This is a genomic window from uncultured Apibacter sp. (genome assembly GCF_946479295.1).
GTDB lineage: Bacteria > Bacteroidota > Bacteroidia > Flavobacteriales > Weeksellaceae > Apibacter.
Window position 1 is genome coordinate 244,220 of the sequence record NZ_CAMLFD010000001.1, and the last position, 19,978, is coordinate 264,197.

Below are 19,978 nucleotides of genomic sequence, written 5' to 3' on the forward strand. Positions count from 1 at the left end.
ATTTATTTTATTCCTTCAATTCTCGATTTTGTCCCAAATTAATTAACATGAAAGTTACAGAACATATTAAGAATGCCAATGGAAAAACGTTATTTTCCTTTGAAATTCTCCCCCCGAAAAAAGGTGAAGATCTACAAAATATATTTTCTAACATTGATCCCTTAATGGAATTTAAACCTCCTTTCATTGATGTCACTTATCATAGAGAGGAATATGAATATAGGGAGTTACCCAATGGATCAATCCAAAAAATTATTACAAGAAAACGTCCTGGAACAGTTGGAATTTGTGCAGCTATCCAACAAAAATATAAAGTCGATGCAGTACCGCATCTAATATGCGGAGGATTCAATAAAGAAGAAACAGAAAATATCCTAATAGATTTCAATTTTTTAGGAATTGATAATATTTTAGTATTACGAGGAGACCCAATAAAAAGTGAAGGTTTTTTTAAGCCCCATCCGCAAGGGCATTCCTATGCAAATGAATTGGTTAGTCAGGTTGAACATATGAATTCAGGCAAATATCTACATGAAGAATATGCCCATGGAGCTACAAACTTTTGCATCGGTATTGCAGGATATCCGGAAAAACATTTTGAAAGTCCGAATTTAGATACAGATTTAGGATATCTGAAACAAAAAATTAATGCTGGAGGAAATTATATAGTCACCCAGTTATTTTTCGATAACAAAAAATATTTTGATTTTGTAAAGAAATGTAGAGAACTAGGAATTACAGTACCCATAATTCCAGGAATAAAACCCATATCCATTAAAAAACATCTTACTATACTTCCTAACGTTTTTCATATTGATATGCCTCAAGAATTGGTTAAAGCTGTAGAAAACTGTAAAGATAATAAAGCTGTATATGAAGTAGGTGTTGAATGGACAATAAATCAATGTAAAGAATTAATGAAACAAGGGGTACCCGTTCTACATTTTTATTCAATGGGTAGATCGGAAAATATTAGAAGAATTGCAACAGAACTTTTTTAAATGCAAAAAATAAAATTAAAAAATATAAAAATATACGCCTTTCACGGCTGTTTAGAAGAAGAAGCGAAAATCGGTTCTTTTTATATAGTGAATGTAAAAATATGGCTAAATTTGGAAAAACCCGGAAGATCGGATAATCTTCAAGATACCGTTAATTATGGCATTATTACGCAAATAGTAAAGGATCAGATGGCTATACGTTCCCATTTATTGGAACATGTTGCTTATCGTATTATTAAAGAAATAAAAACGCAATGTAAAAAGATTACAGCCGTTAAAGTATCTGTAGCAAAGGTTAATCCACCGGTTAATGCAAATATAGATCAGGTAAAAGTAACTTTTAAAAAGAAATTTTATTAGATTTTAAATTTTATTCAAAAAAAATTGTAGATTTGCAGTCCAATAAAACGGCTTCGTGGCCGAGTGGCTAGGCAGAGGTCTGCAAAACCTTGTACAGCGGTTCGAATCCGCTCGAAGCCTCAATAAAAACCATCTCTTCGAGATGGTTTTTATATTATATATATATTAGTTTTTTGCTCAGGTAGCAATTAATCTCTCTGGAGTCTGACACGCTTTCTTCTTCATTACAAAGAAATTTCTTTTTTTCAGAAAAATCCTTCCTTTCGTTTAATATATCTTCTTTCATGTGTTCTAATTCTTTCAACTTTACAGATAGAAGTCTTCCTCAAACGCATTTATATTATTCTAAGCCGGTTATCCAGTATTTTCAGCTACTTCAATAGAATTTAGATATACTTATATTCTCCTTAAATAACCAGCATATCTGTTTATTTTTAACATATTGTAAGGCTTGGATCATTCTTTTGCATTGCAAAGTACTCATTGCTCCATTATAAAAATTAAATGTAAATTTTCCTATTTTTCTTTTTTGAAAGTAATGTATGGTACTATACTCATCCATTCTTTGATCGATCTTTAATTTTTTTCTAATTAATTAAATGTAAAAATTATAAACCCAGATGATAATATTATATAGTTTGGAATTTAAAAATCATTGATTATATGCTTCTGTATTTGAATAATATTTTTAACTATTAAATCATATACATGACATGCTCAAATAAATAATAATTAAAGATAATCAATATCAAATATATATTAGGATGTCACATTTCTTTACTAGAACAATTAGTAACTTGTCTCTTACAAAGTATAAAAAATTTGATAATCTTCCTTTATTCGGAATAAAAAATAAAAAAGTTAGATTTTCGAGAAATCTAACTTTTTTATTTATCTTGTAAAAATTATATATTTTCTATAATCATAGCACTTGCTCCTCCCCCTCCATTACAAATTGCAGCAGCTCCATACTTGCCATTATTTTGCTTTAATACATTAATTAGGGTAACTAAAATACGTGCGCCACTATTTCCTAAAGGATGACCTAAAGAAACTGCTCCTCCATTTACATTTACTTTTGACAAATCAATATTTAAAATTTTTGAATTAGCTAATCCAACTACAGAGAATGCTTCATTAAATTCAAAATAATCTATATCATGTAAGGTTATATTAGCTTTTTTAAGTGCTAACGGTAATGCTAATGAAGGAGCCACCGTAAATTTTTCAGGTTCACAAGCTGCATCTGCATATCCTATAATTCTAGCAAGAGGTTTCAACTCTAATTCTTTAGCTTTTTCTGCTGTCATTATTACTAAAGCTGAAGCTCCATCATTTAAAGTAGATGCATTAGCTGCTGTAACAGTTCCTTCTTTTTGAAAAACCGGAACTAGCTGCTTCAGCTTATCAAAATTTACATTTTTATATTCTTCATCTTCTGTGATAAGTACAGGATCTTTTTTTCTTTGATATACTGTAACTGGTACTACTTCTTCCTTAAATTTACCTGATTTCCAAGCTAATTCAGCACGAGTATATGATTGAATTGCAAATGAATCTTGTTCTTCTCTAGATATGGAGTATTCTTCTGCACAGGAATCTGCACAGATTCCCATATGGTTACGATCATATACATTGGTAAGGCCATCCTTGATCAATCCATCCACAAGTTTCTGATCTCCGAATTTATTTCCCTTCCTGCCATTAGTGATATAATAAGGAACCTGAGACATAGATTCCATTCCACCGGCTATGACTATTTCATTATCTCCTGCTAGAATGGATTGTGCACCTGAAATTACAGCCTTCATTCCTGAAGCGCAAACTTTATTTATGGTTGTACAAGGAACCTTGTTAGGTATTCCGGCACCTAAAGAGGCTTGTTTTGCAGGAGCTTGACCAACATTAGCCTGTAAAACATTGCCCATAAATACTTCATCAATCAGGGATTTATCTAATTTAATTTTATGTAATGCTCCTTCAATAGCCGCTGCTCCTAACTGCACTGCTGAAAGGCTTGATAGACTGCCTAAAAAACTTCCGATGGGTGTTCTCGCGGCAGACACAATAACAATTTCTTTCATTTTTTAATGGTAAAGTATTTTAATTTCCGTTTTTCCGTTGACTTTTGGTAAATATACTTCTTTTAATTAAAAAAATAATTAGTATAATGCTTTATACTATCATTAAAACTAAAAATCAGTTATTAATTATAAGAATGAACTCCAATTTTACAAATAACTAGCGCTAAAAATGAATAATTATTTCATTGTATTTTGATCCAGATTAATGATTAATTTTTCAGATTTAGGATGAGCCATACAGGTTAGAATCTTACCATTCTTTAGATCATTCTCAGTTAAAACTAAATTTTCATCTACATAAACATCTCCTTCTTTCAAAGTACATATACAAGCTCCACAAATTCCTCCTTTACATGAATAAGGCGCATCCACTCCGCTGTCTAATAAGGCTCTTAATAGAGAGGATCCATTATTTATCCAATTCATGGTTTGCTTTGTATTTTTAAATGTATATGTAACCTTTACTTCTTTAACTGTAGATCGCTTAACTTTATCATCATAAAAAACTTTTTCCACGGGCTCATATAATTCGTAATGTATATTTTTTTTTGGTATTCCGTGTTTATATACAGCATTGGCAAGGGTAACTATCATATCTTTAGGTCCACAGATAAGAGCTTCATCTACCTCATCCCAATCTAGTATCTGATTAATAATCAATTTAACTTTATGCTCATCTAATCTTCCGTTAAACAACTTATCTTGCACTTCCTGTTGAGAATAAAAAAAATGAGGGAAGAAATTTTGTGGATACTCTTGATTTAAGTTAATTAGTTCATCTTTGAAAATAGTTTGTTCTTCATTAGTATTGCCATAAAAAAGATATAATTGAACAGCTGGTTCATGGTATAAAGTATCTTTACAAATGCTCATAATAGGAGCAATGCCACTACCTGACGCAAAAGCTACTATAGTCCTTTTTTCATTGGGTCGGGAAGGAATCCCAAATGCTCCCATAGGGGCAGAAACTAATAATTGATCACCTTCTTTAATATTTTCTTGTATATATTTTGAAACAAAGGCATGGGGAGTCTTTTTTACAGCAAATGAGAGATAGCCCTCATAAGGCGCAGTACAGATGGAGTATTCTCTTTCAACGCTTTGTCCTTCGATATCAAACTTAAAACGAATAAATTGTCCGGGCTTCCATCTAAATATTGATTGTAATTCGTCGGGAATCGATAAATCTATTCTCATACTTCTTGAAGTAAGCAGTTCTAATTTTTGTACGCATAAAGAATAAAAGTGCATAATCTTCTTACTTTTTGATACGCAAAAATACCGGATTTAAATTAAAAAAATTAAATTTTTAAAGTCTAATCCATTAAGGCATTTGTTCCGTATGATCTTGAGAAGAAATAATACTATCAACAATGTATTTAGTATAGCCCCTCCAAGGCAAAGCTCCAAAATATTCCTTATAATGAAGGATGACATCTTTTCCGGTTAGCTTCATTAATCTATGGGCTAAATATTCGTTATCAACCGAGAATTCAAATTCATTGGATTGCATACCGCCGGCAGCTCTTGATTTAAATCCTGTCTGAATTAATTTACCCTCATAGGTTTTGAAAATAATTCCTTTGTGCATGATATAATTTAATTGTCCCGATTTAACACTGCTATCTCCATAGGGAACATAGTAATACACATAAAAAATTCCAACGCCTAGAATACTAATCAAGAGTAAAATTATAATAATTGTTTTTTTCCACGAACCTGATTTATTTTCCATATTAACTAAATTTATTTTATTGATTTATCATTTTATTATCATTAGCAAAATAAGGTAGTGAAGCGACAAAGTTGAAACAGGGACAAATAGCTTAAATGATAGCTTATCAACTTTTTATAATCCAAATCTATTCCAATTAGAACAATTAATAATATATTTGCGGTTATTTCTTGATTTTAACGTAAATATGAAAAATTCATCTCATCAGACGGGAACAGTATTTACCATATTATCTTTATTAGCCGTATCCCATATGTTTAATGATACTCTACAATCGGTAATTCCTGCAATATATCCTCTTTTAAAGAATTCATTAGCCTTAACATTTACACAAGTCGGATTGATAACGCTGGTCTATCAAATGTCTTCTTCTTTATTCCAACCTGTAATTGGAATAATAACGGACAAGCACCCTCAACCTTACTCTTTACCTATAGGCATGACCTTTAGTATGATAGGAGTAATATCTTTGGCGGTTGCTACTAGCTTCACTCATGTATTATTGGCCGTTTTTTTTACAGGCTTAGGTTCTTCTATATTTCATCCTGAAGCATCGCGCCTAGCCTATCTAGCATCTGGAGGCAAACATGGATTAGCCCAATCTATTTTTCAAGTTGGAGGAAATTTTGGCAGCTCTATAGGTCCTTTAATTGCTTTATGGATTATAACCCCTTACGGACAAAAAAATGTTGGTTGGTTAGCAATCATAGCTATAGCAGGCATTGGAATTATGCTTATTATTTGTAAATGGTATAAGAAAAATTTATACCTCTTAAAGGCTAAAAAGGAACAAGCTAAAAACGATAAAGATGATAAATCTATTGAAAACAAATCCCTTCCAAGATCAAAAGTGATTTTTGCTATAGGAATTTTACTAGTTCTCATTTTCTCAAAATACGTTTACATGGCAAGTCTCAACAGCTATTACACCTTTTATCTTATTAATAAATTTGGGATAAGTATTGATGAGGCTCAATTATATTTATTCGCCTTCTTATTTGCGATTGCAGCAGGCACTGTTATCGGAGGACCGGTAGGTGATCGCATCGGAAGAAAATACGTAATTTGGTTTTCCATCTTGGGCACTGCGCCTTTTGCCCTCATCATGCCCTATGCCAATCTTACTTGGACCTGTATTTTAAGTATAATTATAGGGTTAATTTTATCATCTGCTTTTTCAGCAATACTTATTTATGCTCAAGAATTAGTGCCCGGAAAAGTGGGACTCATTGGAGGGCTCTTTTTTGGTCTAGCTTTTGGAATTGCAGGTATAGCGTCAGCGATTTTAGGAAAAATAGCTGATAGAACAGGAATTCAATACGTATATTATCTCTGTTCTTTTCTTCCCTTATTAGGTTTGGCTGCGAGCTTTTTGCCTAACACTAAAAAAATAAGTAAAAACTAATATGTCTATTTAATTATAAAAATAAATTATTTATCTATCACCAAATAAAGTCATTTACAACCTTATATTCATTATTTATACGGTCGTACTCAAAATATATATGTTTCAGCCCATTAGTTAATAAAATATATTTTGACTTAATTTGAGAGTTGTAACGAGCCGCTTGCTCAAATGTACTTTGTGTAAGAGCAATTTCGGGTGCTTTACATTCAACTAATACAAAAGGTTCAGATTTTTTATATAGCAATATATCCAATCGTTTGGTTTGCTGATTCAGCACAATTTTTTTTTCAATAATAAACGCTGATTTAGCAATTTTTTTTTCAGATTGTATAAAAAAAATAATATGTTGTCTTACCCATTCTTCCGGGGTCAGAATTAACCATTTTTTTCTAACTTCGTCAAAAATATACCAAACAGATTTATCCTCTTTTATTTGAAAGTTATATTTTTTAGGAAAATTTAAAACCGGAAGTTCCATAATTCTATTTATGAAGGAGTACAATAATTTAGTCAAAGATATTAAAAATAAACAGTTTTTACCCGTGTATTTTTTACAGGGTGATGAGCCTTTTTATATAGATAAAATAAACGATTTGCTTGAAGCAAATGTATTAAAAGAAGAGGAGAAAGCTTTTAACCAAAACATTGTTTACGGTACGGAATCGGACTTAGATCAACTTATCTCATTAGCCAAACAATTCCCTATGGGAGCCGATAAACAGCTTTTAGTAATTAAAGAGGCAAAAGGATTGCCTTTTGAAAAATCTGAAGCATTTGAAAATTATATCAAAAACCCTCAACAATCAACTGTATTAGTTATAAATTATAAGTATAAATCATTAGATAAAAGAAGAAGTCTCACTAAATTACTTACCAAGCAGGGATATATTTTTTCGAGTGAAAAACTCTACGATAACCAGGTTCCGGCATGGATCGGTACAGTATGCCAATCTTACGGATTGGAAATTGATGAAAAATCCAGAATGTTATTGGCTGAATTTTTAGGAACAGAACTTTCCCGTATTGATAATGAAATTCAAAAACTTAAATTAATTCTGGGTAATTCTAAAAAAATTACTCCTGAAATAATCGAACGTAATATTGGGATAAGTAAAGAATACAACAATTTTGAGTTAAGAAAAGCTATTGTTGAGAAAAATAGTAAACAGGCTTATAAAATTATAGATTACTTTGAGAAAAACCCTAAAGCTAATCCTATCGTATTGACATTTGGAACTTTAATCGGCTTATTTACTAATATTCTCATTGTTCATACCTTGCCAGTAAAAACGCCTCAAAATATAGCAAAAGAACTTCGAATTAATCCTTTTTTTGCCAATGAATATCTAACCGCTATAAAAAATTATTCCTTAAAAAAGACTACTGCATGTATTTCTTATTTGCGAGACGCCGATATGAAATCAAAAGGAGTACAGGTTTCTTCCCATGCAACCTCTAAAGATATTTTAATGGAAATGTTATATAAAATACTTCATTAATTAATTTTAACTAACTATTTACTATTATTAAAAACCCACATAAATAATATATACATAATTCAAATTATATTTGTTTGATTTATTAATACCATGTCAGAATTAAAAGTTATTGCAACGATTCAGGCAAAGCTTGATTATCTTGATGAAATAAAAAATATTTTATATTCCGTAGCAGACAAATCCCGTAAAGGATAAGAAAACATCTCCTACAATCTGCATCAAAATATTTAACTTTATTTACTTGAAATATGGAAATCGCGGGAAGCTACTACTTCTCATAGTAATACAAAGCATTTTAAGGACTTTTTAAAATCAATGGAAGGAAAATACGATAGTTTATATATAAATTATAAATTTAGTTAATAAGATTTATTAAATATTCTATGTTTTTCAAAATAAAAATAACAGAGTGCCATATAAAAGTTAAACGAATAAAAAATTGCCAAAATTCTATATTCTTACAATTTATTTTTATTTCTGTTCCATATTTTTTATAAATTTGTTCCAATAAAAAAGACAAAATATGATTCAACTACATTTTCATCATCATTATTTACACACTTACAATCAGGTGAGGTAAGTAATTTTGTTATGCAAAATGAAAAAAATAAATAATAGCCGCCTGATTTTTCGGGCGGTTTTTTTTTAGACCTATTTCAAATACAAATGAAAATTATAAACTATGACTAATGGGTAAACTGAAAATAGCTATACAAAAAAACGGACGTTTAAGTGAAAAATCACTCGATTTATTAGGCGAATGTGGAATAAAAATTCCGAATGGAAATCAAAAATTAAAAACAGTTTCTACAAATTTTCCTATTGAAATTTTATTTCTCAGGGATGATGATATACCACAATATGTGGAACAAAATGTAGCGGATATAGGAATTTTAGGAGAAAACGAAGTTTGGGAAAAAGACCGCAACATTGAAATTATAAAGAAAGTAGGTTTTGGAAATTGTCGTATGAGCTTAGCAATTCCTAAAGAAGAATCATATACCGGTATTTCTTATTTCAATAATAAAAAAATAGCAACCAGCTATCCTAAAATTTTAAAGAAATTTTGTGATAAGAATAATTTATCGGTAGAGATAGAAGAAATAGGCGGAAGTGTAGAAATTGCGCCCGGAATAGGCTTAGCCAATTGCATATTCGATATTGTTAGTACCGGAAGTACACTTCTAATGAATGGATTAAAAGAAGTAGAAATAGTAACCAAAAGTGAAGCAGTACTTATAAAATCAAGAAATTTATCTGAAGAAAAACAACAAATTCTTCAAAAATTACTGTTTAGGATACAATCGGTTTTACATTCTAGAGAAAACAAGTACATTTTGTTAAATGCCCCGAATGAAAAAGTAAAAGATATTATTTCTCTTTTACCTGGAATAAAAAGCCCTACTATCTTACCCTTGGCTAAAGAAGGATGGAGTAGCATTCATTCAGTAATTAAGGAAGATAAATTTTGGGATATCATTGAGCAATTAAAAGAACATGGTGCTCAAGGAATTTTAGTTATTCCTATTGAAAAAATGATTCTATAAGATTTATACTCATTGGAATATAAAAGTATTATCAAAATATATCTTTTAATCTTTACCAAATTTACAATATGAAAATTATAAAATATCCTCATACAAATGATTGGTTACGTTTGACTCAAAGACCGGAAAACGAGAAAAGTTCCCTTCGGGAAACAATTGAAAAAGTTTTTACGGACATAAAAAATGAAGGAGATGCGGCATTGAAAAAATATACGCTTCAGTTTGACAAGGTAGTCCTTACAACTCTCAAAGTTTCTGAAGAAGAACTATTGGAAGCGGATGAATTAGTTTCTACCGAATTAAAAGAAGCAATCATACAAGCAAAAAATAACATTGAAAAATTCCATCTCTCTCAAAAAGAGGAGAAAGAAATAATCGAAACACAACCCGGCGTAGAATGTTGGAGAGAATCTCGGGCTATAGAAAAAGTTGGATTGTATATTCCCGGAGGCTCTGCTCCCCTTTTTTCAACCGCACTCATGCTAGGAATTCCTGCTAAAATTGCCGGTTGTAAAGAAATAATCTTATGTACACCTCCTAACCAAGAGGGAAAAATACATCCTGCTATTCTTTTTGCTGCAAAAGAAATTGGAATTACTGAGATTTATAAAGTTGGAGGAGTTCAAGCTATAGCTGCGTTAACACTAGGAACTGAATCCATTACATCCGTATATAAGATTTTTGGTCCCGGTAACCAATATGTCACTGCAGCAAAACAATATGCTCAAGAATTCAAAGTCTGCATAGATCTTCCGGCTGGTCCTAGTGAAGTGCTTGTAATTGCAGATTCTTCTGCTAACCCTGAATATATTGCCGCAGATTTACTCTCTCAGGCAGAGCACGGTACTGATAGCCAGGTTTTATTTCTTACTACAGATGAACAAATATTACACGATACTTTAGATGCTATAAAGATTCAATTGGAAGATCTTCCGCGGAAAGAAATTGCGAAAAAAGCACTGGATAATAGCGTAGGCATATTATTTAATTCTTTGGATGAATGCTTCCAATTCAGTAATCTTTATGCACCGGAGCACTTAATTTTAACCATTATTAATGCAAAACAATATACAAAACATGTTGAAAATGCAGGATCTGTTTTTTTAGGTAAATATAGTTGTGAAAGCGCCGGAGATTATGCCAGTGGCACAAACCACACATTGCCTACCCATGGGTATGCTCGTAATTATAGCGGAGTTTCTCTGGACAGTTTCTTAAAAAAAATTACTTTTCAAGAACTTAGTAAAGATGGCCTTCAACGCATTGGAAAAACTATAGAGCTAATGGCTGAAGCTGAAGAATTACAAGCTCATAAAAACGCTGTAAGCATACGGTTAAAGCATAGCTAAATAAACTAAGACAATGTGCATTATTAAAATTTATTAAAAAATTTACGCTTATAACTCAATCAATTATACCCATGAAAAATATAAATCAGCTAGCCCGTTCAAATGTACTTAACATGCATCCTTATTCATCTGCAAGAGATGAATCGGGAGGAATTCAAGGAATTTTTTTAGATGCTAATGAAAATCCTTTTGGTAATAACAATCGATATCCCGATCCTTATCAAAGGGAATTAAAACAAAAATTAAGTGAACTTAAAAATGTTGATGCTGAAAAAATTTTTGTTGGTAACGGAAGTGATGAAATTATTGACCATATTTATCGAGTATTTTGCAATCCCGGCAAAGATAAAGTGATGTTTTTCAGCCCTACATTCGGAATGTATCAGGTTGCAGCTGAACTAAACGATGTAGAGGTCATAGACATCCCCCTCACATCCGATTTTCAAATTAACACAGAAGAAATTAAAAAATATATTACAGATGAAAACCTAAAGGTAATTGTAATTTGCACGCCTAATAATCCAACTGGAAATGTAATGAATCCAAAAGATATAGATTATATATTGGATAATTTTAACGGAATCGTAGCTGTAGATGAGGCCTATATAGAATTTACCGATCAAAGGTCATATATAGATAAAATCAATCGCTATCCACACTTGGTAATTTTCCAAACCTTAAGCAAAGCTTGGGGAATAGCAGGCGTACGAATTGGTATGGCTTATGCCAATCCGGAAATCATTCAGTTGTTAAATAAAGTTAAACATCCCTATAACATAAGCGCTTTAAATCAAAAGGCTGCTATAGAAGCACTGAACCAAGACAGTGAATTTGAAAAAAGAAAATCTATTATTCTCGAAGAAAAAAAGAAGCTACGCTCCGCATTGGAAAAACTTTCTATAGTTACAAAAATATATCCTTCCGATACTAATTTCCTTCTAGTCGAATTTTCTCATGTCGATCAAGTTTTTACCCAACTTATACAAAAGGGAATTATTGTACGAGACCAGTCTTCTAAAATTAAAGACAGTCTACGCATAACGGTGGGAACGCCTGAAGAAAATCTTACATTAATCAATTCATTACAAACATTAAATGATACCCTATGAAAAAAGTATTATTTATAGATCGCGACGGCACTTTGGTTATAGAGCCTCCTGTAGATTATCAACTAGATAGCTTAGAAAAACTTGAGTTTTATCCTTTAGTATTTCAAAACCTTTCCAGAATATTTCGCGAAATGGATTATGAATTGGTTATGGTTACCAATCAGGATGGATTAGGTACCGAATCCTTTCCGGAGGAAACTTTCTGGCCTGCACAAAATAAAATCATAAAAGCTTTTGAGAATGAAGGAATAAAGTTTTCAGAAATTCTAATAGATAAAAGTTTTGAACACGAAAATCTTCCAACTCGAAAACCGGGAACAGGAATGCTTACTCATTATCTAAAAGGAAATTATGACCTTGCTCATTCTTATGTAATCGGAGATCGACTAACCGACGTACAACTTGCTAAGAATATAGGCTGTCGTTCTATATATATGGGTATGGAAAAAAATAACGAGGCAGATTTACAAACACAAAGTTGGGAAGAAATTTATCGATATTTAAAGAAACAACCTCGTAAGGTTAAGGTAGTCCGTAATACCAAAGAAACTAAAATTTCTGTGGAAATAAATTTGGATGGTTCGGGTAAAAGTACCATCTCTACAGGATTAGGCTTTTTTGACCATATGCTGGAACAAATAGCTAAACATGGGAATATGGATCTATATATTGAAGTTGATGGCGATTTGAATGTTGATGAACATCATACGATTGAAGACACCGGTATTGTATTAGGTGAAGCAATGTTACAAGCCTTGGGAAGCAAAAAAGGAATTGAAAGATATGGGTTTCTTTTACCAATGGATGACTGCCTGGCGCAAGTTGGAATTGATTTTGGAGGACGTCCGTGGATTGTATGGGAAGCTGAGTTCGCAAGAGACAAAATTGGAGAAATGCCTACTGAAATGTTTTATCATTTTTTTAAGTCTTTTAGCGACAATTCTAAATGTAATTTGAATATAAAAGCTGAAGGCACTAATGAACATCATAAAATAGAAGCTATTTTTAAAGCTTTTGCTAAAGCTATTAAAATGGCTGTTAAGCAAACCGATGCCAATTTTGCTATACCAAGTACTAAAGGAAGTCTATAATACGAATTATCATTTTTGTCTTTATCTTCTAAACATTTGATCCCAATATTTTAAAATCAAAAAATTAAAAATTTTTTAAAAATTTATAGTTTCATATAATTCTAATGGTTCGTAAAAAATGATAGCAATTATAAAATATAATGCCGGAAACATAAAATCTGTACAGAATGCTCTTTCCCGCTTGGGGGTTGAGTCTATGGTTACAGACAATAAGAGCGATATTCTAAATGCCGATAAAGTAATTTTTCCCGGCGTTGGTGAAGCCGGAAGCGCTATGACATATTTACAAGATAGAGGTATGGATATATTAATAAAATCCATTACACGCCCGTTTCTAGGTATCTGTTTAGGGCAACAATTGATGTGCTCTCATTCGGAAGAAGGAGATACGAATTGCCTTAATATCTTCAATGTTAACGTACGAAAATTTCCTTCTACAGATATAGTTCCGCATATGGGATGGAATACCTTATATGATTTAAAGGGTGATATTTTTACCAAAAGTGAGAATAACGAAGATGTCTATTTTGTACATAGTTATTATGCTGAATTATGTGAAAATACCTCTGCCACCTGTACTTATATTTTACCTTTTAGTGCAGCTTTACAGAAAGATAATTTCTTTGCCACTCAGTTCCATCCTGAAAAATCGGCTGATGTAGGAGATAAAATATTAAAGAGTTTTATGGAACTGTAATTATTATTCACTATGATACCTATCAATTCACGATTACCTATGTCTTTTTTTATTACTTATAAATAATTTTAATCCTAAAAAAAATGAGAATTATACCCGCTATAGATATTATTAATGGAAAATGCGTACGGTTAACCCAAGGTAATTATTCTACTGAAAAAGTATATCGGGAAGACCCATTAGATGCTGCAAAAGAATATGAGGACATCGGTATTCAGTTTTTACACGTTGTAGATTTAGATGGAGCAAAATCCAATCGAATTATTAATTATAAGACCCTGTATAAAATAGCTTCACAAACTTCTTTAAAGATTGATTTTGGAGGTGGATTGAAAAGTGATGAAGATTTAAAGATTGCTTTTGAAAACGGTGCATCGCAAATTACTGGAGGAAGTATTGCTGTAAAAAATCAAGAATTATTTCTTTCTTGGCTTTCTACTTTTGGAAGTGACAAAATCATTTTAGGTGCAGATTGCAACCATCGAATGATAGCAACACAAGGTTGGACAGAGTCTTCTTCTTTTGAAGTCGTGGATTTCATTAAAGAGTATGAAAATAAAGGAATTCGTTATGTAATTTGTACGGATATTTCTAAGGATGGAACTCTAAAAGGACCTTCCACAGATTTATATAATGAAATCCTTCAATCCTCCTCAATAAATCTTATTGCCAGTGGCGGAGTATCTTCCCTAGATGATTTACATATGCTGAAAGAAATCGGCTGTGAAGGAGCAATTATAGGTAAGGCTATTTATGAAGGTAAAATCAAATTAAATGAACTTAAACAATTTCTACAAATACAATAATTATGGAAAAATAAGAATAATCTCATTTTTGATTATTTTTATGTTTTCATCAAATTTTAATGCCGGAAATTGCTTATATAAAAAATAATAAAGTGTTAAAAAAACGTATTATCCCCTGTCTGGATATAAAAAATGGAAGAACTGTAAAGGGCATAAACTTTGTGAGCCTTACTGATGCCGGAGATCCGGTAGAGCTGGCTAAGGCTTATGTACAACAAGGAGCAGATGAATTGGTGTTTCTTGATATTACGGCAACGATTGAAAATCGTTCTACCTTATTACACTTGGTCGAGAAAATCGCTAATGAAATCAACATTCCGTTTACGGTTGGAGGAGGAATAAATTCTGTAGAAGATGTTTATTCACTAACTCAAGCCGGTGCAGATAAGGTTAGTGTCAATTCTTCAGCAGTAAAAAGACCGGAATTAATTTCTGAAATTGCTTCTCGATTTGGTAGCCAATGTGTGGTAGTTGCCATTGACACCAAAAAAGAAAAAACAGGATGGAAAGTTTATACACATGGGGGAAGAACTCCCACTATTATTTCTACGCTTGACTGGGCAAAGAGAGCTGAAGAACTGGGCGCCGGAGAGATTTTACTTACTTCCATGAATAATGATGGTACTAAAAGCGGATTTTCTCTTGATATTACTCAAACAATCGCAGAAGAGGTAAATATTCCGGTAATTGCCTCGGGGGGAGCTGGCGCTAAAGAACATTTTGCTGATGTTTTTTTAAATACGAAAGCATCTGCAGCTCTTGCAGCTAGTATTTTTCATTTTGATGAAATTCCTATCCAAGAATTAAAAAAATATTTAAAAACTAAAAATATACCTATTCGATGAAAATAAATTTTGAAAAAAGCAACGGGTTAATTCCTGTCATTATTCAGGATGATCTTACTTTACAAGTACTCATGCTTGGCTATATGAATGAAGAAGCCTTTGAAAAAACTAAACAAGAAGGGAAAGTTACTTTTTTTAGCCGAAGTAAAAAACGTTTATGGACTAAAGGAGAAACTTCTCAGAATTATTTATGGGTAAAGAAGATCGAACTTGATTGTGATTGTGATACCCTTTTAATAAAGGCTTCTCCTGCAGGCCCTACCTGCCATACAGGCAGTTATTCCTGTTTTGAGGAACAAAGTACTAAAGGATTTGTGTATAAATTACAAGACATTATTAACAAACGTATTGAGGAAAAAGTTAATGGATCGTATACGTATCAGCTTTATGAGAAAGGAATTAATAAAGTTGCTCAAAAAGTTGGAGAAGAGGCGGTTGAAGTAGTTCTTGAAGCTAAGGATAATGATGATATTTTGTTTAAAAATGAGGCAGCAGATCTGTTATATCATTATCTTATTTTATTAAAAGCAAAAGGTTTTCGATTAGAAGATATTGAAGAAGTATTGTTCGATAGAAATCATTAATAATTCATGAACTGCAATGGTTTATTGCAGTTCATGCTATATTTTATAAAAAGTTATAATTTTAGTGGTCTTATTCGGTGGGGTTTATGCCCTCATTTTCAAATAATTCTAAGAATTGATATTCATTTATAATTTTTACCGTCCCTAATTGTTCTGCTTTTTTTAATTTAGATCCTGCTTTTTCGCCTACCACCAAATAATTTAAATTTTTACTAACGGAAGAAATATTTCTACCTCCATTTTTTTCTACCAATTCTTCTGCATGATCTCTAGTAAAAGCAGTTAATTTTCCTGTAAATAAAAATGTCTTTCCTTCTAATATATGAGAAACTTCCTCCTGTGAATCTTCAGTTTCGAAATGTAATCCTGAATCTTTGAGCTTTTTAATAAGGATTAAATGCTCCGGATTTGCAAAATATTCTTGTATGCTTAGAGCAATTTTATTTCCTACATCTGCTGTATTTTCCAATTCTTCTAATGTAGCTTTTTGTAAACCGTCAATAGACTTAAATCTTTTAGCTAATTTTTTAGCCATAGTTTCACCTACATGACGAATTCCCAGTGCATATAAAACTTTTTCAAAAGGAATTTTTTTCGAGTCTTCAATTCCGTCAATGATATTTTGTGCGGACTTGTCGGCCATCCTATCCAGCCCAATTAGTTGTTCTTTTTTCAAGGTATAAAAATCTGACATGTCTTTAACCAATCCATTTTCATAAAGCATGGATACAGTCTCCGCTCCTACGCTGTCAATATTCATGGCCCTTCTGGAAACAAAGTGTTCCATCCTACCCATTACTTGAGGAGGACAAGCTTTTTCATTAGGACAAAAATGTGCTGCTTCTCCTATTTCTCGAACTAAAGGAGTTCCACATGCTGGACAATTTTTAATAAATTCCAATTTTATGGTACCTGGTTCCCTTTTATCATAATTTACATCTACTATTTTAGGAATAATTTCTCCTCCTTTTTCTACAAAGACCTTATCATTAATTCGCAAATCCATATTTGCAATAAAATCTTCATTATGTAAAGAAGCTCTTTTCACTGTAGTTCCAGCTACCAATACCGGTTTTAATTTAGCTACAGGAGTAATCGCCCCTGTCCTTCCTACTTGATAATCAACACTTAATAACTGAGTTTCCACTTTTTCAGCTTTAAATTTATAAGCAATAGCCCAACGTGGAGATTTAGCCGTATATCCTAGTTCTTCTTGTTCAGATATTGAATTAACTTTAATAACAACTCCGTCTATTTCAAAAGGTAAATTATATCTTTCAGTATTCCAATACTCAATAAATTTGGTTACTTCGTCTAAGTTAGAACATAATTTGGCGTAATTTCCTACTTTAAACCCCATCTCCTTTGCATTTTGCAAAGAATCCCATTGCGTACTGTATTTTCTATCATCAGTCAATACATAGTATAAGTAGCAATCCAATCCTCTTTTAGCCACAGCTTCACTATCTTGTAATTTTAAGCTTCCACTGGCTGTATTTCGTGGATTCGCATAGGGTTCAAGCCCTTCTTTTTTCCTATCTTCATTTAACTTCTCTAACGACTTTTTAGGCATAATTATCTCTCCTCTTATGTAAAAACGTTGCGGATATTTTCCTTTTAAATGAAGAGGAACTGATCGTATAGTCCGAACATTATGGGTAACATCATCTCCTTGAAAACCATCTCCTCTGGTTACCGCTTGTACTAATTGCCCATTTTCATATAATATACTAATTGAGAGTCCATCGTATTTAAGTTCACAGACGTATTCTACTGTTTCATTTATAGATTTCGAAATTCTAACCGCCCAGTCTTTAATATCGTCAAAAGAATAACTGTTATCCAAAGAATACATCCGTCTTTCATGTCTTACAGTCGGAAAAATTTTGGTTATTTGTCCTCCCACTCTATGTGTAGGGGAATTGGGATTGTCATATTCCGGATTTTCTTTTTCTAATTTTTTCAGTTCTTCCATCATTACATCAAACTGATAATCGGATACTTCCGACTGATCTAACACATAATATTTATAATTTAAATCAGTCAATTCCTTCCTTAAGAAATCAATTCTGTCTTTAGTTTTATTCATTTTTTAGAATATTTATTCAAATTTATAAACAATGAATGAAATCTTAAAGAATACCTGGATACTATTTAGTACACTAAATATATTTATATCCTATTCTATCAAATCAATACATTCCTGGATAATTTATAATAAAACGCACAAACCATGCTCAATTTTAATCTATTTGTAATAACCTATTATAATTGAATAGAATTTAAATAGTATCAACCTATTGTTTTTAGCTCAAAATAAGATAACAAACTTTTCGTCTCTATGTTAAATTATTTACATAAATTTGTTCTGTTAACATTTTTAAATAAATACTATGTCTCACGGATTATTAAAGGGAAAAAAGGGAATTATTTTCGGAGCGTTAGATTCCAACTCCATTGCTTGGAAAGTTGCAGAACAAGCCCACGCAGAAGGAGCAGAATTTATCCTGACTAATTCACCAGTTGCTCTTAGAAAAGGAGAGCTTAATGCTTTGGCTGAAAAAACCAACTCAGATACAGTCCCTGCAGATGCTACTTCTATGGAAGATTTGAACAAACTTTTCGATCATGCTCTAGAAAAATTCGGAAAGCTTGATTTTATTTTACATTCAATAGGAATGTCCGTTAATGTCAGAAAAAATAAAGAATATACAGATATAAACTACGAATGGTTAACTAAAGGATGGGATATATCTGCCGTTTCTTTCCATAAAGTGATGAAAACAGCTTGGGATAAGGACGCAATGAACGAATGGGGTAGTATTGTTGCTCTTTCTTATATTGCGGCACAAAGAACTTTTCCTGGATACAATGATATGGCAGATAATAAAGCTTTTTTGGAAAGTATCGCTAGAAGTTTCGGATATGAATGGGGTATACGAAAGAAAGTTAGGGTAAATACTATTTCGCAATCACCAACTCCTACTACTGCCGGAAACGGTGTTAAAGGCTTTGGAGGATTTATTGAATTTGCTGATGAAATATCTCCGTTAGGTAATGCTACCGCAGAAGATTGTGCCAATTATTGTATTACTTTATTTTCCGATCTAACGAAAAAGGTTACTCTACAAAATCTTTTCCATGACGGAGGATTCTCTAACGTAGGAGTTAGTGAAAGGGTTATGAAACGATATGAAAAATAATGAATGTATTTTATTCAAAAAAAGAGGCTTATAATAAGCCTCTTTTTTTATATTAATTATTTCTGTTTATTTCTTTATCGGTTGTAAGGTTGTAATCTTACTTTCATCTATATGATAATATTTAATTACCTCATTATAATTTTTATAATTTACCATTGATTGGTTTGATCGAGCCCAAATACCAGGTATTACTACAATTCTAAATGTTTGATCATGTATCGCTTCAGGACTATAGAAATCAATGTCATAATCAGCATCCGCATATATGGTAAAGCCATCAGTTGAAAACGTATGGTAATAAGTTAGCGTACCTTTTTCTACTTGAGAATTTCCCGGAATTATGTATTCAATAGAATATTGGCTTGGCATCAACTCCCATTCTGGATTTCCAATATTGTCAAAACCTACTTGTCTATATACTAAAACATTACTTGACGACTGCAATTTATTCACAAAAGAACGATCAATAGCATAAGTAAATTTACTAATAATTCGATCAAATTTAACTACTGTAAAAGAATGTACCATTGCATCTGAACTATTTTCCACTATGGGAACATAGTTGTTATTGTCATCATCACTACATGAAGTTAATGTAAAATTAAAACTTATTAAAGTTACTATTAAAAAAATTATATTTTTCATAAGATTATATTTAAA

21 protein-coding genes and 1 tRNA gene are annotated in these 19,978 nt (G+C 31.8%); 15 read left to right on the plus strand and 7 right to left on the minus strand.

The genetic code is table 11. From position 1 onward, the window contains the following. The first annotated feature begins 47 nt into the window (after positions 1-47). The 3 genes from metF to Q0T35_RS01210 all read left to right on the plus strand — a co-directional run bounded on the left by metF (position 48) and on the right by Q0T35_RS01210 (position 1,481). Positions 48-1,001, plus strand: a complete 954-nt coding sequence (gene metF, locus Q0T35_RS01200; RefSeq protein WP_295840554.1) for a methylenetetrahydrofolate reductase [NAD(P)H] — start codon at positions 48-50, stop codon at positions 999-1,001. Continuing rightward, positions 1,002-1,361, plus strand: a complete 360-nt coding sequence (gene folB / locus Q0T35_RS01205; protein WP_293916664.1) for a dihydroneopterin aldolase — start codon at positions 1,002-1,004, stop codon at positions 1,359-1,361. Positions 1,362-1,410: 49 nt separating this feature from the next. Beyond that, positions 1,411-1,481, plus strand: a tRNA-Cys gene (locus Q0T35_RS01210). 34 nt (positions 1,482-1,515) lie between these two features. On the opposite strand, the gene Q0T35_RS01215 is transcribed toward Q0T35_RS01210, so the two are convergent. The 4 genes from Q0T35_RS01215 to Q0T35_RS01230 all read right to left on the minus strand — a co-directional run bounded on the left by Q0T35_RS01215 (position 1,516) and on the right by Q0T35_RS01230 (position 5,180). Next, positions 1,516-1,647, minus strand: a complete 132-nt coding sequence (locus Q0T35_RS01215) for a hypothetical protein (RefSeq protein ID WP_295840556.1) — start codon at positions 1,645-1,647, stop codon at positions 1,516-1,518. A 619-nt stretch (positions 1,648-2,266) separates the two neighbouring features. Beyond that, the gene (locus Q0T35_RS01220) at positions 2,267-3,445 is read right to left on the minus strand and encodes an acetyl-CoA C-acyltransferase (protein ID WP_293916662.1); all 1,179 of its coding nucleotides are present in this window, start codon (positions 3,443-3,445) and stop codon (positions 2,267-2,269) included. A 177-nt stretch (positions 3,446-3,622) separates the two neighbouring features. Beyond that, on the minus strand, positions 3,623-4,696 hold the full coding sequence (locus Q0T35_RS01225; RefSeq protein ID WP_295840558.1) for a 2Fe-2S iron-sulfur cluster-binding protein: 1,074 nt from the start codon (positions 4,694-4,696) through the stop codon (positions 3,623-3,625). Positions 4,697-4,769: 73 nt separating this feature from the next. After that, complete coding sequence (locus Q0T35_RS01230; RefSeq protein WP_295809939.1) at positions 4,770-5,180, minus strand: hypothetical protein; 411 nt, start codon at positions 5,178-5,180, stop codon at positions 4,770-4,772. Positions 5,181-5,367: 187 nt separating this feature from the next. On the opposite strand from Q0T35_RS01230, the gene Q0T35_RS01235 reads away from it, so the two are divergent. Further along, the gene (locus Q0T35_RS01235) at positions 5,368-6,585 is read left to right on the plus strand and encodes an MFS transporter (RefSeq protein WP_293916654.1); all 1,218 of its coding nucleotides are present in this window, start codon (positions 5,368-5,370) and stop codon (positions 6,583-6,585) included. A gap of 37 nt (positions 6,586-6,622) precedes the next feature. Here Q0T35_RS01235 and Q0T35_RS01240 read toward each other — a convergent pair whose 3' ends face one another. Beyond that, positions 6,623-7,066 (minus strand): type I restriction enzyme HsdR N-terminal domain-containing protein, encoded by a 444-nt coding sequence (locus Q0T35_RS01240; protein WP_293916652.1) that lies wholly within the window; start codon positions 7,064-7,066, stop codon positions 6,623-6,625. A gap of 10 nt (positions 7,067-7,076) precedes the next feature. Here Q0T35_RS01240 and holA point away from each other — a divergent pair, with 10 nt between their 5' ends. The 10 genes from holA (at position 7,077) to hisIE (ending at position 16,115) form a co-directional block, all read left to right on the plus strand. Further along, entirely contained in the window at positions 7,077-8,087 is a 1,011-nt protein-coding gene (gene holA / locus Q0T35_RS01245; RefSeq protein WP_293916650.1) for a DNA polymerase III subunit delta, read from the plus strand. A 246-nt stretch (positions 8,088-8,333) separates the two neighbouring features. Continuing rightward, a complete protein-coding gene (locus tag Q0T35_RS11090) occupies positions 8,334-8,450 on the plus strand; it encodes a hypothetical protein (protein WP_366937721.1) in 117 nt (38 codons plus the stop codon). A 326-nt stretch (positions 8,451-8,776) separates the two neighbouring features. Continuing rightward, positions 8,777-9,634 (plus strand): ATP phosphoribosyltransferase, encoded by an 858-nt coding sequence (hisG, locus tag Q0T35_RS01250; protein WP_293916647.1) that lies wholly within the window; start codon positions 8,777-8,779, stop codon positions 9,632-9,634. Positions 9,635-9,702: 68 nt separating this feature from the next. Further along, positions 9,703-10,983 carry a histidinol dehydrogenase gene (hisD, locus tag Q0T35_RS01255; protein ID WP_295840561.1) on the plus strand — a complete coding sequence of 427 codons (1,281 nt, stop codon included), beginning with the start codon at positions 9,703-9,705 and terminating at the stop codon, positions 10,981-10,983. A gap of 71 nt (positions 10,984-11,054) precedes the next feature. Then, entirely contained in the window at positions 11,055-12,092 is a 1,038-nt protein-coding gene (gene hisC / locus Q0T35_RS01260; protein ID WP_295809932.1) for a histidinol-phosphate transaminase, read from the plus strand. Continuing rightward, positions 12,089-13,183 (plus strand): bifunctional histidinol-phosphatase/imidazoleglycerol-phosphate dehydratase HisB, encoded by a 1,095-nt coding sequence (hisB, locus tag Q0T35_RS01265; RefSeq protein ID WP_293917131.1) that lies wholly within the window; start codon positions 12,089-12,091, stop codon positions 13,181-13,183. The genes hisC and hisB overlap by 4 nt, the downstream gene beginning before the upstream one ends. 118 nt (positions 13,184-13,301) lie before the next feature. Continuing rightward, entirely contained in the window at positions 13,302-13,880 is a 579-nt protein-coding gene (gene hisH / locus Q0T35_RS01270; RefSeq protein WP_293917134.1) for an imidazole glycerol phosphate synthase subunit HisH, read from the plus strand. Positions 13,881-13,963: 83 nt separating this feature from the next. After that, positions 13,964-14,686 (plus strand): 1-(5-phosphoribosyl)-5-[(5-phosphoribosylamino)methylideneamino]imidazole-4-carboxamide isomerase, encoded by a 723-nt coding sequence (hisA, locus tag Q0T35_RS01275; protein WP_293917137.1) that lies wholly within the window; start codon positions 13,964-13,966, stop codon positions 14,684-14,686. A 92-nt stretch (positions 14,687-14,778) separates the two neighbouring features. Further along, positions 14,779-15,531 (plus strand): imidazole glycerol phosphate synthase subunit HisF, encoded by a 753-nt coding sequence (hisF, locus tag Q0T35_RS01280; RefSeq protein WP_293917139.1) that lies wholly within the window; start codon positions 14,779-14,781, stop codon positions 15,529-15,531. Further along, on the plus strand, positions 15,528-16,115 hold the full coding sequence (gene hisIE / locus Q0T35_RS01285) for a bifunctional phosphoribosyl-AMP cyclohydrolase/phosphoribosyl-ATP diphosphatase HisIE (protein ID WP_293917141.1): 588 nt from the start codon (positions 15,528-15,530) through the stop codon (positions 16,113-16,115). Before hisF ends, hisIE begins: the two co-directional genes overlap by 4 nt. Positions 16,116-16,185: 70 nt before the next feature. On the opposite strand, the gene ligA is transcribed toward hisIE, so the two are convergent. Then, entirely contained in the window at positions 16,186-18,204 is a 2,019-nt protein-coding gene (gene ligA / locus Q0T35_RS01290; RefSeq protein ID WP_295840563.1) for an NAD-dependent DNA ligase LigA, read from the minus strand. Between the two features lie 304 nt (positions 18,205-18,508). On the opposite strand from ligA, the gene Q0T35_RS01295 reads away from it, so the two are divergent. Further along, a complete protein-coding gene (locus tag Q0T35_RS01295) occupies positions 18,509-19,318 on the plus strand; it encodes an SDR family oxidoreductase (protein WP_293917144.1) in 810 nt (269 codons plus the stop codon). A gap of 66 nt (positions 19,319-19,384) precedes the next feature. Here Q0T35_RS01295 and Q0T35_RS01300 read toward each other — a convergent pair whose 3' ends face one another. Then, entirely contained in the window at positions 19,385-19,963 is a 579-nt protein-coding gene (locus Q0T35_RS01300; protein WP_293917146.1) for a hypothetical protein, read from the minus strand. Positions 19,964-19,978 lie beyond the last annotated feature (15 nt).

Coding starts and splice junctions, on each gene's coding strand:
- metF (WP_295840554.1), top strand. CDS start 48: ATGAAAGTTACAGAACATATTAAGAATGCCAATGGAAAAACGTTATTT.
- folB (WP_293916664.1), top strand. CDS start 1,002: ATGCAAAAAATAAAATTAAAAAATATAAAAATATACGCCTTTCACGGC.
- Q0T35_RS01215 (WP_295840556.1), bottom strand. CDS start 1,647: ATGAAAGAAGATATATTAAACGAAAGGAAGGATTTTTCTGAAAAAAAG.
- Q0T35_RS01220 (WP_293916662.1), bottom strand. CDS start 3,445: ATGAAAGAAATTGTTATTGTGTCTGCCGCGAGAACACCCATCGGAAGT.
- Q0T35_RS01225 (WP_295840558.1), bottom strand. CDS start 4,696: ATGCACTTTTATTCTTTATGCGTACAAAAATTAGAACTGCTTACTTCA.
- Q0T35_RS01230 (WP_295809939.1), bottom strand. CDS start 5,180: ATGGAAAATAAATCAGGTTCGTGGAAAAAAACAATTATTATAATTTTA.
- Q0T35_RS01235 (WP_293916654.1), top strand. CDS start 5,368: ATGAAAAATTCATCTCATCAGACGGGAACAGTATTTACCATATTATCT.
- Q0T35_RS01240 (WP_293916652.1), bottom strand. CDS start 7,066: ATGGAACTTCCGGTTTTAAATTTTCCTAAAAAATATAACTTTCAAATA.
- holA (WP_293916650.1), top strand. CDS start 7,077: ATGAAGGAGTACAATAATTTAGTCAAAGATATTAAAAATAAACAGTTT.
- hisG (WP_293916647.1), top strand. CDS start 8,777: ATGGGTAAACTGAAAATAGCTATACAAAAAAACGGACGTTTAAGTGAA.
- hisD (WP_295840561.1), top strand. CDS start 9,703: ATGAAAATTATAAAATATCCTCATACAAATGATTGGTTACGTTTGACT.
- hisC (WP_295809932.1), top strand. CDS start 11,055: ATGAAAAATATAAATCAGCTAGCCCGTTCAAATGTACTTAACATGCAT.
- hisB (WP_293917131.1), top strand. CDS start 12,089: ATGAAAAAAGTATTATTTATAGATCGCGACGGCACTTTGGTTATAGAG.
- hisH (WP_293917134.1), top strand. CDS start 13,302: ATGATAGCAATTATAAAATATAATGCCGGAAACATAAAATCTGTACAG.
- hisA (WP_293917137.1), top strand. CDS start 13,964: ATGAGAATTATACCCGCTATAGATATTATTAATGGAAAATGCGTACGG.
- hisIE (WP_293917141.1), top strand. CDS start 15,528: ATGAAAATAAATTTTGAAAAAAGCAACGGGTTAATTCCTGTCATTATT.
- ligA (WP_295840563.1), bottom strand. CDS start 18,204: ATGAATAAAACTAAAGACAGAATTGATTTCTTAAGGAAGGAATTGACT.
- Q0T35_RS01295 (WP_293917144.1), top strand. CDS start 18,509: ATGTCTCACGGATTATTAAAGGGAAAAAAGGGAATTATTTTCGGAGCG.
- Q0T35_RS01300 (WP_293917146.1), bottom strand. CDS start 19,963: ATGAAAAATATAATTTTTTTAATAGTAACTTTAATAAGTTTTAATTTT.